This window comes from Cryobacterium serini, assembly GCF_004404025.1.
GTDB lineage: Bacteria > Actinomycetota > Actinomycetes > Actinomycetales > Microbacteriaceae > Cryobacterium > Cryobacterium serini.
Genome location: NZ_SOHN01000003.1, coordinates 159,490 through 173,692 on the forward strand (window position 1 = coordinate 159,490; position 14,203 = coordinate 173,692).

Here is a 14,203-nt window from a genome sequence, read left to right on the forward strand (position 1 = left end):
GCTTACTCTTTCTAGCCGTTGGCGGCGACGTTGATGGTGATGGTGTCGATGCCACCATCGGTGACACCCCACGCGTCGAGGATCTTGCCGTAGGAACCGTCATCGACCATGGACTGCAGGGCGGCCTGCACGGCCGCCGTCAGCTCGGATCCCTTGTCGACGGTGATGCCGTACGGCGCCGTGTCGAAGCTCTCTCCGGCGGGCTGCAGCTCGCCGTCGGCCTTGGAGATGGCGTAGAGGGTGACGGGCGAGTCGGCGCTGAGCGCATCGGCCTTGCCGAGCACGACCGCGTTGGTCGCTTCGTCCTGCGAACCGTAGGGCAGCACGTCGATGGGCTCCTTGCCGGCCGCGACGCAGGCCGCGTTCTTGGCGGGCAACTCATCGGTCTCTTCAACCGTGTTGTCCTGCACGGCGACGGTCAGGCCGCAGGCATTGTCGGGGTCGACGGTGCTGCCAACGGGCGCGGCCCAGAGGATTCCGGCGTTGTAGTAGTTGACGAAGTCAACCTGCTTCTCGCGCTCGAGGTTATCGGTGAAGGAGGATTCACCGATATCGACGGTGCCACCGGTGATGCTTGGAATGATGGTGTCGAACGATGCGATCTTGTACTTCGTGGTGAGGCCGAGCTTGGCGGCGATACCGTTGGCGAGCTCGATACCCCAGCCGATCGGTGCCCCCGACTCGTCCTTGAACTCGTTCGGCGGGTAGGCCGCGTCGGTTCCGACGACGAGCACACCCGCGCTTGCAATGTCCGCGGGGAGCAGCGCGACCGCCGCGGGATCCGCTTCGATGGTGCTCGCGGCATCCGGCGATGTCGTTGCGGTCGGAGTGGAGTTGTCGACACAGCCGGTCAGCAGCAAGACGGCGGCGGCAGCGAATGCCGGAATAACATAGCGTGCGCGCATGGCACTTCCTTCTCTAGATGGTCGAAAATGCGCGGGTTCGACGATGAGCCCACACGCGGGTAAGACCTAACGAGCCTAGTGCAAGCGCGGGGCGGCAAATTCGAGCGCTAACCCCACAGGGAAATTTTGACGAGCGGATGCCGCGGATCTATCGTCGAGAGGTGTCTACCGAAACCCCGAATATTTTGTACACGTCACCGACCGACCCGCTCGCGGCCCCGATGGTGGCTGAACTCTCGCGGGAGTACGACGAGCGTTACGGCCTCAACGACGGAATTCCGTCCTCGATCGAGCTCAGCCGGTATCCGGCCCGGCGCTTTCAACCGATCGACGGTGGCACGTTTCTCCTGCTGGTGGAGAACGGCAGCGCTGTTGCCGGCGGAGCGTTCATGCGGGCCGAGAATGCTGGTGCCGTCGAGATCAAGCGAGTTTGGACCCACTCGGCGCACCGAAGGCGCGGCCTCGCCCGCCAAGTGATGGCCGAGCTGGAGGCCGAAGCTGCCCGGCGGGGCATCCGTTCTATTGTGCTGACCACGGGGGCGCGCCAGCCGGAGGCGGTGGCGCTGTATCTCACGCTCGGTTATGAGCCGCAGTTCGACCTTGACGCCGACCGGGAGTCGATCGGATATCTGGAGTTTCGCAAGCGGCTCGATGCTGGCGTCGCCAAACGCGGTTCTGTCGAGCCGTAGACCGGTCGGCTAAACAGGGCGCTGATCGGTGAAGAGACACCGGGATGCCGCAGCGAGTTGGCGCTGCGGCATCCGCTTTTTAAAAGGGCCTTACTTGACCGCGGCCGCGATCAGCGCAACGTAGTCCTCGAGGCCCCAGGACAGTGAGAGTCCGGTGGGCGGGGAGACCGAGCTGATGAAGGCCGCGCCGACCGGGGACGCGACCGTGCCGGCCTGTACCTGCGGCATGGCCTGGGCGTAGCTCGCGGTAAGGAATGCGTCGGACTCTTCCTGGGTGGAACCGAAGTTCACCAGCAGGTCGCTGTCGAGCTGGTCGAGTTGCTCGTAGCTGAGCGTGTAGTAGAAACTCGCCTCGTCGGTCGCGAGTTCGTCAACGGCGGGCGCGCTGACGAAGCCGAGGTCGAGGGTGAAGTCGACGCGCGGGTCGTCTTTCTTGTAGACGTAAAAGCTGCCGGCGCTGTCGCTCGTCAGGGCGATGGTTTTACCGGCGAATTCGGGGTGCGCGGCGGCCTGGTCGGCGATTTCGGTGTCGATCGAGGTAAGCAGCGCGCTCGCCTCGTCGGTCTTGCCGAGTGCGGTTCCGGTGATCTCGATCAGATCGCGCCACGGGGTGGCCCAGGCGTCGCCCGGGTAGGCGACGACGGGAGCAATCTTGCTCAGCAGGTCGTACTCCGGTTCGGTGATACCGGAGTAGGCGGCCAGAATCACGTCGGGGGCGGCCGCAGCGATGTCTTCGTAGGGCGGCTCCTGGGTGTCTGGCAATATGACCGGCATCTCTTCGCCTTCCAGTGCCTCGCTGATCCACGGCAGCACGCCGTTCTGGTCGCCGCCGTAGCTATGGAAGGGGATGGCCACTGGAATCACGCCGAGCGCGATCGCGTCGTCGGCGCTGCCCCAGCCCCAGGCCACGACGCGGGTCGGCTGCTGGTCGATTGTGGTTTCGCCGAAGGCATGCTCGATGGTGACGGGAAAGCTGCCGGATGCCGCGGCATCGGCAGCCGGAGCAGTCGCGTCATCGGCGGCGGCCGTGCAACCGCTGAGGCCGAGGGCGAGGATGCTCGCGGCAGCAGCGAGCGCGAGGGTAAGGCGTCGGGACACGTGGTTCTCCAGTCGTCGGTCGCAGGCGACCTGACAGCCCTGCGTTATAAGGGTAGCCTACCCTAATTCAGGATCATTTCGTCTTCGATTCACGGCCTCGGTGTGCACCGTCGGCACCCGCCCGTGGAACCGGCCGATCGGCACCACCATCGGGGCGCCGCAGACCGGGTCGGGAACGATGCGCGCCTCGAGGTCGAAGGCGTGCTGCACGATCTCGGTCGTGAGCGTCTCGGCCGGCGTGCCGTTGGCGACGATGCGCCCGGCGCACATGACGATGAGGTGGTCGGCGTAGCGGGCCGCGAGGTTGAGATCGTGCAGCACCATCACGACGGTGGTGCCGCGCACACGGTTGCGCTCGAGCAGCAGGTCGAGCACCTCGATCTGGTGGGTCACGTCGAGAAAAGTGGTCGGTTCGTCGAGCAGCAGAATTTCGGGATCCTGGGCGAGCGCCATGGCAATCCAGACGCGCTGGCGCTGCCCGCCGGAGAGGTCTTCGAGGCGGCGCCGAGCGAGCTCGTGGGTGTTGGTGGCGGTCATCGCTGCGGCGACGATCTCGTCGTCGGTGCTCGACCACTGCCGAAACCAGCCCTGGTGCGGGTAGCGGCCACGCCCGATGAGGTCAGCCACTGTGATGCCATCCGGGGCTACGGGCTGCTGCGGCAGGAGCCCGACGATGGTCGCGACCGTCTTGCCGGGCAGGGCGGCGATGTTGCGGCCGCCGAGGGTGACCTGGCCGGCATCCGGTTTAATCAGACGCGAGAGCCCCTTGAGCAGGGTGGACTTGCCCGAAGCGTTGGCACCGACGATGACGGTGATGGCCCCGGGAATGACCTCGAGGTCGAGGTTCTCAATGATGGTTGTCTGGTCGTAGCCGAGGCTGATTCCCTCGGCGCGCAGCAGGTGGGGCATCAGGCGCCCTTTCCGGTTTTGTTGCTGGTGGCGAGCAGCCAGAGCAGGTAGGGGGCGCCGATCGCGCCCGTGATGATTCCGGCGGGCAGTTCGAGTTGCCCGGGGAGCAGGTGTTGGGCGGTGAAGTCGGCCACGGTCGTGATGAGCGCACCGACGAGGGCCGCGGGAAGGAGGGCGAGTCCGCCGGTGCCGACAATTCGCCGGGCGATCGGCGCCGCCACGAAGGCCACGAAGGCGAGCGGACCGACGGCAGCGGTCGCCGTCGCGGCGAGCGCAACAGCGATCACGAGCAGTATGAGCCGGGTGCGTTCAGCGCCGACACCGAGGCTCGTCGCGAGATCATCGCCGAGTTGCAGGGCGCGTAGGCGGCTGCTCAGCGCGCGAATGACGGGCAGCAGCACCAGCAGCACGACCGCGACGACCGCAATATCCTGCCAGCGGGCGCCGCTCACGCTGCCGACCAGCCACAGCAGGGCGCCCTGCGCGTCGTTGAGATTGGCGCGGGAGAGCAGGTAGCCGAGCAGGCCCTGCACCATGAACGCGATCCCCACGCCGATCAGTACGAAGCGATAACCGACCACGCCGCCGCGGCGTGCCAGCAGGTAGATGGCGCAGGCGACGATGATGGCCCCGGCGAACGCGGCGAGGGAGGTGGCGACGGCACCGAATCCGAGGATGAGCATACCGAAGACGGCGGCGGCGCTCGCTCCCCCGGTCACCCCGATGATGTCGGGGCTCGCGAGCGGATTGCGCAGCACGGTCTGGAACAGCGCTCCCGACAGCGCGAACGCCACTCCCACGAGCAGGGCGAGGGTCAGCCGCGGCAGCCGCAGCGAGAGCACGATGAAGTTCTCGCTCTGCGTGCCCTGCCCGGTGAGGGTGCCAAGCAGGTCGGGCACGCTGAGCGAGTACGCGCCGACGGCAAGGTTGAACGCGGCGACGATCACGAGGGCGCCGACCAGCACGAGCATGACGCTCCGGTTGCGCCTACTGCGGCCGGCGCGCGCGGCGGCCAATGAGGGGACGGTGCGAGGGGCGGCATCCGCTTTCTGCGCGCTGAGCTTCACAGGCCGGCCAGTTTCACGCGGCGCACGAGGGCGATGAGCACCGGAGCTCCGAGGAACGCCACGACGAGGCCCGCCTCGATCTCGCCGGGCTGCGCAATGAGGCGACCGAGCACATCAGCCGCGATGAGCAGGGTGGGGCCAAAGAGGGCGGAGAAGGCGATGATGAGGCGATAGTCGGGACCGGTGATCCAGCGGGCCACGTGCGGTACGGCCAGGCCGACGAACACGATCGGGCCGGCCATCGCCGTCGCCGAGCCACAGAGCAGCACGATTGCAACAGCGCAGACGATGCGGGCGACCACGAGGTTCTGACCGAGCCCCCTGGCGAGGTCGTCGCCGAGGGCGAGGGCATTGAGCATGCGGGCCGCCATGATGGCGAGAACCGCGCCGACCAGGATGAAGGGGGCGAGTGGCAGGGCGGCGTCGAGGCCGCGAGCCACCAAGGATCCGGCCGCCCAGAACCGGTAGCGGTCGAAGGTTTCGGTGTCGGCGAGCAGCACGATGGTGATGAGCGAGGTGAACGCGGCGGTGAGCGCGGTTCCGGCGAGCGCGAGCTTGACCGGGGTGGCGCCTTCCCGACCGAGCGAACCGATCAGGTATACGATCGTCGCGGCGACGGCAGCTCCGATAAAGGCAAACCAGACGTAGCCGAGCGAGGATGTCACACCGAACCAGGCGATTCCGGCGACGACGAACAGTGAGGCCCCGGCATTGACGCCGAGCAGACCGGGGTCGGCGAGCGGGTTGCGGGTGACGCCCTGCATCAGGGCGCCGGCCAGGCCGAGGGCGAGGCCGGCGAGGAGGCCGACGACGGTGCGCGGCACTCGCAGGTCGAGGATGACGGTGTGGTCCGTCACGGTGTCGTCGGGGCTGAGCAATGCCTCGACAACGGTGCCGAGGGCGATCTCCCGGGTGCCGACCAGCAGCGAGGCGGCGATGCTCAGGCCGAGCAGCACCAACGCGAGAGCGAAGCCGATGACGACGCGACGCGGACGGGTGCGGGTGGGCGTGGGGCGTTCGTGGATCAGGGTCATTGAGCTTCGGACCGGCCGAGCCGCCAGTAGCCCATGAAGGCCACCCTGGAACGGTCGATGCCGGTCTCGCTCACCAGAAAACGTCGAAGCAGTTTGATCATGCAGGATTCGCCCGCGAGCCAGGCGTAGAAGCCGGTGCCGGCTTCGTCGTTCGGCGATTCCCAGAGCAGATCGCAGTCCACGTCGACCTCGGCGAACGGCTCCGGGTGTGCGGCGACCGCCAGATGGACGAGCGCGCCGTTGTCGGCGACCCAGTCCCGCACGGCTTCGTCCAGGCGTTCTCCGTGCGGCGCTGCGTCGCGGGCCAGCCACGTGATCTCGCAACCGTTCGGCAGCACGAGGGCCAGAGCATCCGCTTCGGTGGGCACTTCGATGAAGGCGCGGGCACGGCGGCCAGCGGGCAGGCTCTCGAGGATGCTGCCGATAGCGGGGGCGGCGGTTTCATCACCGGCCAGCAGCAGGTCGGTCGCGTGGGCGGGGTGCCAGTCGAGGCCGATCGCACGACCAGGGCTGCGTTGGTCGGGGCCGACGATGACAACGTCACTGCCGATGGACACCGCCTGCAGCCAGCGCGCGGCCGGACCGAGGGTGTCGTGGCCGGTGTGGGTCACGAAATCCACATCGATCTCGCGTTGATCGGGGCGCACTGCTCGAATTGTGTAGGTGCGAAACGGGTTGCGGTCGGCGTCGGGCAGCGCGCGCCAGCGGTCGTACCATGTGCCGCCGATACCGGGGCGGTCGTCATCAGCGCCGATATCGGAAAGCCCGCAGCCGGGCAGTGGCAGCACGATCTTGACGCGCTGATCGAGCCCGGCAGTGCCGAAAATATCGAATTGCTCACCGAAGAACGTCAGCCGGGTGAAATGATCACTCAGCGACCGAATGCCGACCACGGTGGCCCGATAAGGACGGTAGGCCGGGCGGTCAGTGACCGCAGCAGCACCCAGGCTGGTCCGAATCGGTAAGGTAAGCATAACCTTAGTATGGCATGCCTGTCCTCACAACGGGCGGTGCGGTCGAGATCGTCAGGCCCACACGGGTCACGTCGGGTGCCCCAGATTTCAACGCGCGCGACCTTAGACTGAAATCATTGTGAAAAGTTACTGGACCCTCCTGCGTACACCCGGCGTGTCCCGCCTGATTGGCGCGCAGCTGACGGCCCGTTTTCCGTTCGGCATGCTCTCGCTCGCCTTTCTCATTCACATCGAACAGATCTTTGATTCCTATGGCGCTGCCGGGCTCGTTCTCGGCGCAATGAGCATCGGCCAGGCCATCGCGGGTCCCCTCACCAGTCGCCTGATGGGACGGCTCGGCATGCGCCCGGTGATCATCGCGACCATGTTCATCTGCGCGGTGTCGATCATCGTCATGGCGCTGGTTCCGCTGTCGGTACCGAGCCTCATGCTCATCGGATTCGTGGCCGGCCTGTCGACGCCGCCGATCCAGCCAGCCGTGCGCACCATCTATCCCAAGATCGTCAACTCCCGCCAACTCACCCCGCTGTTTTCGCTCGACGCTTCGGCGCAGGAGATCATCTGGGTACTCGGCCCCGTCATCGCGACCTTCGTGGCGCTGCAGGTGTCGACGACGGCAGGCATCCTGCTCGCCGCATTTTTTCTGGTCGCCGGGGGAATCTGGTTCGTCTCCCTGCCGGAGGTGGGGCGGGTGCGCATCCCGCGCAGCCGCCGCAAGCTCGGTGTGGTGCTGAAGAAGCCTGAAGTGCTGCTCAGCACCGTCGTCGGGTTCACCCTCGTAGCCGCCTGCGCCGCCGTCGAGGCCGGAGTGGTCGCCGTGTTCGGGCACGGCAGCGCCGACGCCGGCTGGGTGCTGGGCATCTTCGCCATCGGCTCCCTGATCGGCGGGCTCGCACTCGGCCACGCCCCGATCGGACCGTGGGCACTCGCCGCCCGCATGCTGATCGTCACGATCGGACTCGCCCTGGCAAGCCTCTGGCTCACCTTCTGGTGGCTGTCCCTGGCCTTGCTCGTGGCGGGGGTCGGCATCGCTCCCGCCTTCGCAGTCTTGTTCGGCATCGTCTCGGCGAGCGTGAAGTTCAGCGACACCGCCGAGGCCTATGGCTGGGTCGGTACCGGCCAGCTGATCGGGGCCGCCCTGGGCTCTGCCATTGCCGGGTTCTCGATCGACCAGTCCGGGCCGGTCTCGGCGATCTATGTCGCCGCGGGCTTCGCCGCCCTCGGCTGCATCATTCCCGCGCTCGGTCGTCGCTGGCACCCCGACCTCCGTGGCCGGGACATCAGCCCCATTCCCGACACCGAGCCCATCCAGGTGCAGGTCTCCTAGCTGCCCACTTTTCTCCTCCCCTTGAGCCGTGAGTTTCGTTGACTCCAGTTCGCCGAACCGTGAGTTTCGGACCGATTTGAACGATTCAGCGGCCCTACACTCACGGGTCGACGTGCGAAACTCACGGTTCGGCGACGCGGAGGGTGATACTCACCTGACCGGTCAGAGTTAGATGGAGGAATGATCTCCCTCACGCTCAACGATGGCCACGTAATTCCCCAGCTCGGTCTCGGGGTGTACAAGGTAGCGGATGACCTCGCTGCCGAGACCGTGCAGGTCGCGCTCGACGCCGGGTACCGTCACGTCGACACCGCCGCGCTTTACGAGAACGAGGTCGGCGTCGGGCAGGGACTCACGCGTTCCGGCGTGCCCCGGGAAGACGTGTTTGTGACGACCAAGGTCTGGAATGACCGCCACGGCTACGCCGAAACGTTGAAAGCCTTCGATGAGAGCCTCGCCAAGCTGGGCCTGGACTACGTCGACCTGTACCTGATCCATTGGCCGGCCCCGAAGCAGAACCGCTATGTCGACACCTATCGCGCCCTCGAAGCGATCCGCGCCACGGGCCGGGCTCGCTCGATCGGCGTTTCCAATTTTCACCCGCACCACCTCGACCGGCTCCTGGCCGAGACCGAGGTCGTGCCCGTGCTCAACCAGGTGGAGTTGCACCCGTGGTTGCCGCAAAGCGAGGTGCGCGGGTATGACGCGGCCCACGGCATCCGTACCGAAGCGTGGTCACCCCTGGCCCGCGGGCGCGCAATCGGCAACCCGACCCTCGACGCGATCGGCGCCCGGCACGGCAAATCGGCGGCGCAGATCGTGATCGCCTGGCACCTGTCGCTCGGCAACATTGTCATTCCCAAGTCGGTCACACCGGCGCGTATTCGAGCCAATATCGACGTGTTCGACATTGTGCTCGACCCGCAGGATCTTGCGGCGATTGCGGCACTCGACAGCGGCGAGCGCACCGGCAAAGACCCCGACGACCTCGACTGAACCCTACAGCGGCACGAGCGCGTCTGGCCCGAGGGGGTCTGGCACATCCTCCGGGTTGGGCAGCGAACTGACAAAGCGGTAGAACACGATGCCGAGCCCGGTCGCGACCACGCCGCCCATGGTGAAGGGCAACGCGAGATCGATGCGGCCGACCAACCCACCGAGCACACTACCCACCGGCATCGCACCCCAGAGCAGGGTACGCCAGGTGCCGTGCACCCGCCCGAGCAAATGGCCAGGAATGATGCTCTGCCGCAGCGACATCACCAGGATATTCCAGACCGTGACGGCGCCGCTGCTCACCGCGAAGAACACGACGGTGACCCAGAGGTTCGGCCACAGTCCGACCGCGAGAAATGACAGGCCACTCAATACGATCATGAGCGCCATGGTTGGCCCCGCGTTCAACCGGTTCTTCAGAGGTGCAGTGAAAACGGATGCGACGATACCGCCGACCGCCCCGCTCAGCATGAACAGGCCGAACCAGAGCTCTGGAACCCCAAGCGGTCCCAGCACGAACAACACAAAGCTCGCCGTCGCGAACGAGAACGCGAGGCCGACCACGGTGCTGAGCAGCCAGAGCGTCACGAGCATGCGGCTCTTCACGATGAACCGGTAGCCATCGACGAACTGGCGGTACCAGGCCGATTCGGGCTTGGCCCCGATCAGTACGTGCTGGCGCCCCGACGCGATTTTCGGCAGTAGCAAGGCCAGCACGACGGCCACGAGAAAAGCGAGCGCGTTCACCCCGAGCGGGATGATGACCGACACCGCGAATAACAAGGACGTGAACGGTCCGGCCAGAAAATTCTGCACGACCAGCTCGCCAGCCTCGATGCGGGAGTTGGCGCGCGGCAGGTCGCTGCGTCCGACGATGCTCGGCACCACCGCTCTGGTGGCCCCGTCGTAGACCGTCTCGAAGGCGCCATAAATGAAGATCACGACATAAAGCCAGACGATGCTGAGGGTGCCGGTAATCGAAAGCAGACACAGGGTGACGGCCAGCAGCATCCGTACCGTATTGGCCATCCCGAGCGCGATGCGGCGGTCGATGCGGTCGACCAGGATTCCGGCAGAAATGGCGCAGAGGAGCCAGGGCAGCATCGCCATGGCAGCGATTCCGCTGATCAGCAAGGGATCGTTGGTCAGCCGGGCGGCTAACAGTGGCAGCGCCGTGCGGGCGATTCCGTCGCCGAGGTTGCTCGCCAGGCTCGCGGTGAACAGGTTGGTGAAAGCCGGTCCCAGGCTGCCCGACGACCGCCGACGCATCACCAGCGCGGGTGGATCTGCTCGCGCAGGAGCCGGTCGTAGATGTCCTGCACGCCCTCGTTGAAGGTGATGCCGAGCGGCTCAGCCAGGCCGGCCGCGGCATTGCCCTGCGCTTGTGCGACCGAGCGGGCTCCCGGGATGACGGCGCTCACGCCGTCGATCTGGGCGACCCAGGCCAGTGCGGCCTGGGCCGGCGTGAGGCCGGCCGGAGCCAGGGCTGCGAATTCGGTGGCCGCCTGCAAGCCGACCTCGAAGTCCACGCCGGAGAAGGTCTCACCGACGTCAAAATGGCTGCCATCACGGTTGAAGTTGCGGTGGTCGCTTTCGGCGAAGACGGTCTCGTGAGAATATTTGCCGGTAAGCAGCCCGCTGGCCAGCGGAACCCTGGCGATGATACCGACTCCGGCGGCGCGCGCAGCCGGCAGCACCTGATCGAGCGGCTTGAGCCGAAAGGCGTTCAAAATAATTTGCACCGTGGCGACACCAGGGTGGCTGATCGCGGCGAGGGCCTGGTCGCAGGTCTCCACGCTCACACCGTAGTTCTTCATGACGCCCTCGCCGACGAGGGTGTCGAGCGCGTCGTACACCTCGCCGGAGTCGAACACCGCGCTCGGCGGGCAGTGCAGCTGCACGAGGTCGAGGGTGTCCATGCCGAGGTTTGCCCGGGACCGGTCGGTCCATTCCCGAAAATTGGCGAGCACGAAGTTCTCGGGAACTTGTTCGACGCGGCGGCCCATCTTGGTGGCGACGGTGACGTCGGCACCAAGCGCGTCATGGGCCAGAAACTGCCCGATCAGCCGCTCGCTGCGGCCGTCACCGTAGACATCCGCCGTGTCGAAAAAGGTGACACCGGCATCAGCGGATGCCGCCAGCACTGCGGTCGCGTCGGCGTCGGACACGGCGCCCCAGTCGCCCCCGAGCTGCCAGGTGCCCAGGCCGATCACGGAAACAGTGCGGTCAGTTCGTCCGAGGGTGCGTTTTTGCATGTCCCCAGCTTAGGCACCCGACGGGCCTTGTTTTGTGACGGCGGCGAAGCTACGGGCGCCACCCTCGCGAACGCAGTGCCGCATCAACGGCATCACGCACCCATTCCTTCGACGACCCCTTCCGCACAGTGATCACCAGCCAGCCCGCCTCACGCAGATCGTGCAGGCGTTCGGCGTCGCGGTTGTACTGCACGTCGTCGGTACGGTGCTGCTCCCCGTCGTATTCCACCAGAACCTTATAGCGAAAGTAGACGAGGTCGCCGCGCACGCGTCGCTTGCCGCGCGGCAGTGGAATGTCCATGTTTGTTTCCGGTTCGGGAAACCCGCACATCAGTAGAAACAGGCGTAGGAACGTTTCCCGCCGGGATTCAACGCGAGGCCGAATCAGTGCCTCAGCCGCGCGCAATCGCAGGGCGCCCCGATGCCCCGCATACTGCACAACCCGCGCGGCAATCTCCACGGCCGTCGCGAGTCCAAGCTCAGGCCGCAGTAGATGATCTCCAGCGGCCACCAGATCGTCTAATTCGAGAACGGATGCCAGCTGACACCATGCCGAAATCGGCGCGAGCACCGGCATCCCGGCAACGCGGCTCACTCCAGAAGGATTCGCCACATGATGTCCAATGACCCCCGCTGCTCGCGGAGCCCGATCCGGGTCCACCACCGTCACGTGGATAAGCGGGTCAGCCTCGAGGTTTTCCGGCAGAGGTACCCCGTACAGGCGGGCAGCAGTGGCGTGGCTGAAGAAGGCGCCTGCAGGCATCCGTTGTTGAAATGCCCGGCAACGGTCTTGCAGGTTCTGAACGCTGCCAGCCGCAACGCAGATCCCCCAGAACGGATGCTCGATATCGCGCGACCGCAGGCGCTTAGCCGAGATGCCCGCTGCCAGCGCCTCGACACAGGTGAACGCTCCGGTCCCGAAGCCGGGAGGGAGCGAAGTTTGGATATGCATGGCCTGAGAGTGCCACGGTCGGCGACCGGCCCGGCAGTTATCCACAGGGTTGCCGGCGGTCGTATGCAATCTCACTCCGCGACCTCGCCCGAGCCAAGTGAGGTGCCACCTTTCGCCCCACGAGCACGGCCCGACTCAGGCGAGATGCCACCTTTCGCCCCATAAAAGCTCACCAAGGGGCCAAAAGCGGCACCTCACCCAGATCAAGGGGCCAGAGATGGCGCCTCACGCTATCACTGGTGCGCGAGAGGGCGCCGGGCACGCGGGTGACGTCGCTAGCGGCTCCCGATGCGCTCCGCGATCAGCGGCCCGCCATACTGCACGGGCTCGCCGGGGTCGCCGATGCGCCAGGCACCAGCGACGGCCTCGAGCGCCCGGGCGAACCGCGCCGGCTCGTCGGCACTGAGTGTGAAGAGCGGCTGGCCGGCCACGACGGTGTCACCGGGCTTGGCGTGCAGGTCGATTCCGGCGGCGTGCTGCACCGGATCCTGCTTGCGCGCCCGGCCAGCCCCAAGCCGCCAGGCACCGATCCCAAACGGCAGCGCCTGCTGTTCGACCAATACGCCGCTCCGCTCAGCGTGCACGACGTGGGTTTCGCGGGCGACCGGCAGCGTGGCATCCGGGTCGCCGCCCTGTGCCCGAATCACGGCACGCCACTTGTCCATGGCCCGGCCGTCGGTGAGGGCCGCGGCTACGTCGACGCCGGTGATTCCGGCGAGCGAGAGCATTTCCTCGGCGAGGGCCACCGTGAGTTCGACCACATCGGCGGGCCCACCGCCAGCGAGCACCTCCACCGATTCGCGCACTTCGTTGGCGTTGCCGATGGCAAAACCGAGCGGCACGTTCATGTTGGTCAGCAGAGCGGATGTTGCCACCCCGGCGTCCTCACCGAGCTCGACCATCGTGCGGGCCAGCTCCCGCGACCGCTCGATGTCTTTCAGAAAGGCGCCAGAGCCGAACTTCACGTCGAGTACGAGCGCACTGGTGCCCTCGGCGATTTTCTTCGACATGATGGACGACGCGATCAGTGGAATCGACTCGACCGTGCCGGTGATGTCGCGCAGGGCATAGAGCTTGCCGTCGGCGGGGGCAAGTCCGCTGCCGGCCGCACAGACCACCCCACCGATCTCCTGCAACTGCTTGAGCATCTCGGCGTTGGTGAGGTTGGCCCGCCAGCCCGGGATGGACTCGAGCTTGTCGAGGGTGCCGCCGGTGTGGCCGAGCCCGCGGCCGGAGAGTTGCGGAACGGCAGCCCCGAACACCGCCACGAGCGGCATCAGCGGCAGGGTGATCTTGTCGCCGACACCGCCGGTGGAGTGCTTGTCGGTGGTCGGCTTGCCGAGGCCGGTAAAACTCATCCGCTCGCCGCTCGCAAGCATGGCCATGGTGAGGGCGCGAATCTCGATCCGGCTCATGCCGTTCAGAAAGATGGCCATGGTCATGGCAGCCATCTGCTCGTCACCGACAAAACCACGCGTATACGCGTCGATCAGCCAGTTGATTTGCGATTCGCTGAGTTCGCCGCGGTCGCGCTTGGTGTGGATCAGGTCGACGGCGTCGAACGCTTCGATGGTGGTCATGGTGTGGGTCCCACAGCAGCGCGGTAGTCGGCGAGTTGGCGGGGCCCGAAGGCATCCGGCAGTACCTCGTCGATGGTTTTCACGCCGGACACCGTTTCAAGCAGCATGCCCGGCGCGGAGTGTTCGTAGAGCAGCTGTCGGCAGCGACCGCACGGCATGAGGATGTTGCCAGTGCCGTCGACGCAGGTGAATGCCACGAGCTGGCCGCCGCCGCTACGGTGCAGGGCGGAAACCAGACCGCACTCGGCGCAGAGGGTGAGGCCGTAGGAGGCGTTCTCCACGTTGCATCCGCTGATCACTCGCCCGTCCGTGACGAGCGCGGCAACGCCCACCGGAAACTTCGAGTACGGCACGTAGGCGGTCTTCATGGCAGCGAGGGCCTGCGAGCGCAACGCCACCCAGTCGATGGTCACTGTG

At 66.4% G+C, this 14,203-nt stretch carries 14 protein-coding genes; 3 read left to right on the plus strand and 11 right to left on the minus strand.

The window, feature by feature from the left end; genetic code table 11:
* Window positions 1-11: 11 nt before the first annotated feature.
* Window positions 12-905, minus strand: coding sequence for an ABC transporter substrate-binding protein (locus E3T51_RS00770; protein WP_134526233.1), 894 nt, complete (start codon window positions 903-905; stop codon window positions 12-14).
* 161 nt (window positions 906-1,066) lie between these two features.
* Here E3T51_RS00770 and E3T51_RS00775 point away from each other — a divergent pair, with 161 nt between their 5' ends.
* Window positions 1,067-1,594 carry a GNAT family N-acetyltransferase gene (locus E3T51_RS00775; RefSeq protein ID WP_241989091.1) on the plus strand — a complete coding sequence of 176 codons (528 nt, stop codon included), beginning with the start codon at window positions 1,067-1,069 and terminating at the stop codon, window positions 1,592-1,594.
* 90 nt (window positions 1,595-1,684) lie between these two features.
* On the opposite strand, the gene E3T51_RS00780 is transcribed toward E3T51_RS00775, so the two are convergent.
* Genes E3T51_RS00780 through E3T51_RS00800 form a run of 5 tightly spaced genes read right to left on the minus strand, consistent with a single transcriptional unit; the run spans window position 1,685 to window position 6,676 of the window.
* Window positions 1,685-2,692, minus strand: a complete 1,008-nt coding sequence (locus E3T51_RS00780) for an iron-siderophore ABC transporter substrate-binding protein (protein WP_134526239.1) — start codon at window positions 2,690-2,692, stop codon at window positions 1,685-1,687.
* Between the two features lie 57 nt (window positions 2,693-2,749).
* Window positions 2,750-3,601, minus strand: coding sequence for an ABC transporter ATP-binding protein (locus E3T51_RS00785; protein ID WP_134526241.1), 852 nt, complete (start codon window positions 3,599-3,601; stop codon window positions 2,750-2,752).
* The gene (locus E3T51_RS00790) at window positions 3,601-4,668 is read right to left on the minus strand and encodes a FecCD family ABC transporter permease (protein WP_241989092.1); all 1,068 of its coding nucleotides are present in this window, start codon (window positions 4,666-4,668) and stop codon (window positions 3,601-3,603) included. The genes E3T51_RS00785 and E3T51_RS00790 overlap by 1 nt, the downstream gene beginning before the upstream one ends.
* Window positions 4,665-5,702 carry a FecCD family ABC transporter permease gene (locus tag E3T51_RS00795; RefSeq protein ID WP_134526244.1) on the minus strand — a complete coding sequence of 346 codons (1,038 nt, stop codon included), beginning with the start codon at window positions 5,700-5,702 and terminating at the stop codon, window positions 4,665-4,667. The genes E3T51_RS00790 and E3T51_RS00795 overlap by 4 nt, the downstream gene beginning before the upstream one ends.
* Entirely contained in the window at window positions 5,699-6,676 is a 978-nt protein-coding gene (locus tag E3T51_RS00800; RefSeq protein WP_134526247.1) for a siderophore-interacting protein, read from the minus strand. The genes E3T51_RS00795 and E3T51_RS00800 overlap by 4 nt, the downstream gene beginning before the upstream one ends.
* Before the next feature lie 118 nt (window positions 6,677-6,794).
* On the opposite strand from E3T51_RS00800, the gene E3T51_RS00805 reads away from it, so the two are divergent.
* Together E3T51_RS00805 and E3T51_RS00810 are read left to right on the plus strand one after the other, a co-directional pair.
* Window positions 6,795-8,003, plus strand: coding sequence for an MFS transporter (locus tag E3T51_RS00805; protein ID WP_134526249.1), 1,209 nt, complete (start codon window positions 6,795-6,797; stop codon window positions 8,001-8,003).
* Between the two features lie 180 nt (window positions 8,004-8,183).
* Entirely contained in the window at window positions 8,184-8,999 is an 816-nt protein-coding gene (locus E3T51_RS00810) for an aldo/keto reductase (RefSeq protein WP_134526252.1), read from the plus strand.
* Between the two features lie 3 nt (window positions 9,000-9,002).
* Here E3T51_RS00810 and E3T51_RS00815 read toward each other — a convergent pair whose 3' ends face one another.
* The 5 genes from E3T51_RS00815 to E3T51_RS00835 form a co-directional block, all read right to left on the minus strand.
* A complete protein-coding gene (locus E3T51_RS00815; RefSeq protein ID WP_134526255.1) occupies window positions 9,003-10,268 on the minus strand; it encodes an MFS transporter in 1,266 nt (421 codons plus the stop codon).
* On the minus strand, window positions 10,268-11,254 hold the full coding sequence (locus E3T51_RS00820; protein WP_134526258.1) for an aldo/keto reductase: 987 nt from the start codon (window positions 11,252-11,254) through the stop codon (window positions 10,268-10,270). The genes E3T51_RS00815 and E3T51_RS00820 overlap by 1 nt, the downstream gene beginning before the upstream one ends.
* A gap of 49 nt (window positions 11,255-11,303) precedes the next feature.
* Entirely contained in the window at window positions 11,304-12,206 is a 903-nt protein-coding gene (locus tag E3T51_RS00825; RefSeq protein WP_134526260.1) for a hypothetical protein, read from the minus strand.
* A gap of 275 nt (window positions 12,207-12,481) precedes the next feature.
* The gene (locus E3T51_RS00830) at window positions 12,482-13,786 is read right to left on the minus strand and encodes a thymidine phosphorylase (protein ID WP_134526263.1); all 1,305 of its coding nucleotides are present in this window, start codon (window positions 13,784-13,786) and stop codon (window positions 12,482-12,484) included.
* A complete protein-coding gene (locus E3T51_RS00835; protein ID WP_255412011.1) occupies window positions 13,783-14,199 on the minus strand; it encodes a cytidine deaminase in 417 nt (138 codons plus the stop codon). Before E3T51_RS00835 ends, E3T51_RS00830 begins: the two co-directional genes overlap by 4 nt.
* Window positions 14,200-14,203 lie beyond the last annotated feature (4 nt).

What these genes read in the sequence shown, in the direction of transcription:
- E3T51_RS00825 (WP_134526260.1), bottom strand. Translation starts at nt 12,206, where the DNA reads ATGCATATCCAAACTTCGCTCCCTCCCGGCTTCGGGACCGGAGCGTTC.
- E3T51_RS00770 (WP_134526233.1), bottom strand. Translation starts at nt 905, where the DNA reads ATGCGCGCACGCTATGTTATTCCGGCATTCGCTGCCGCCGCCGTCTTG.
- E3T51_RS00800 (WP_134526247.1), bottom strand. Translation starts at nt 6,676, where the DNA reads ATGCTTACCTTACCGATTCGGACCAGCCTGGGTGCTGCTGCGGTCACT.
- E3T51_RS00785 (WP_134526241.1), bottom strand. Translation starts at nt 3,601, where the DNA reads ATGCCCCACCTGCTGCGCGCCGAGGGAATCAGCCTCGGCTACGACCAG.
- E3T51_RS00795 (WP_134526244.1), bottom strand. Translation starts at nt 5,702, where the DNA reads ATGACCCTGATCCACGAACGCCCCACGCCCACCCGCACCCGTCCGCGT.
- E3T51_RS00810 (WP_134526252.1), top strand. Translation starts at nt 8,184, where the DNA reads ATGATCTCCCTCACGCTCAACGATGGCCACGTAATTCCCCAGCTCGGT.
- E3T51_RS00820 (WP_134526258.1), bottom strand. Translation starts at nt 11,254, where the DNA reads ATGCAAAAACGCACCCTCGGACGAACTGACCGCACTGTTTCCGTGATC.
- E3T51_RS00830 (WP_134526263.1), bottom strand. Translation starts at nt 13,786, where the DNA reads ATGACCACCATCGAAGCGTTCGACGCCGTCGACCTGATCCACACCAAG.
- E3T51_RS00815 (WP_134526255.1), bottom strand. Translation starts at nt 10,268, where the DNA reads ATGCGTCGGCGGTCGTCGGGCAGCCTGGGACCGGCTTTCACCAACCTG.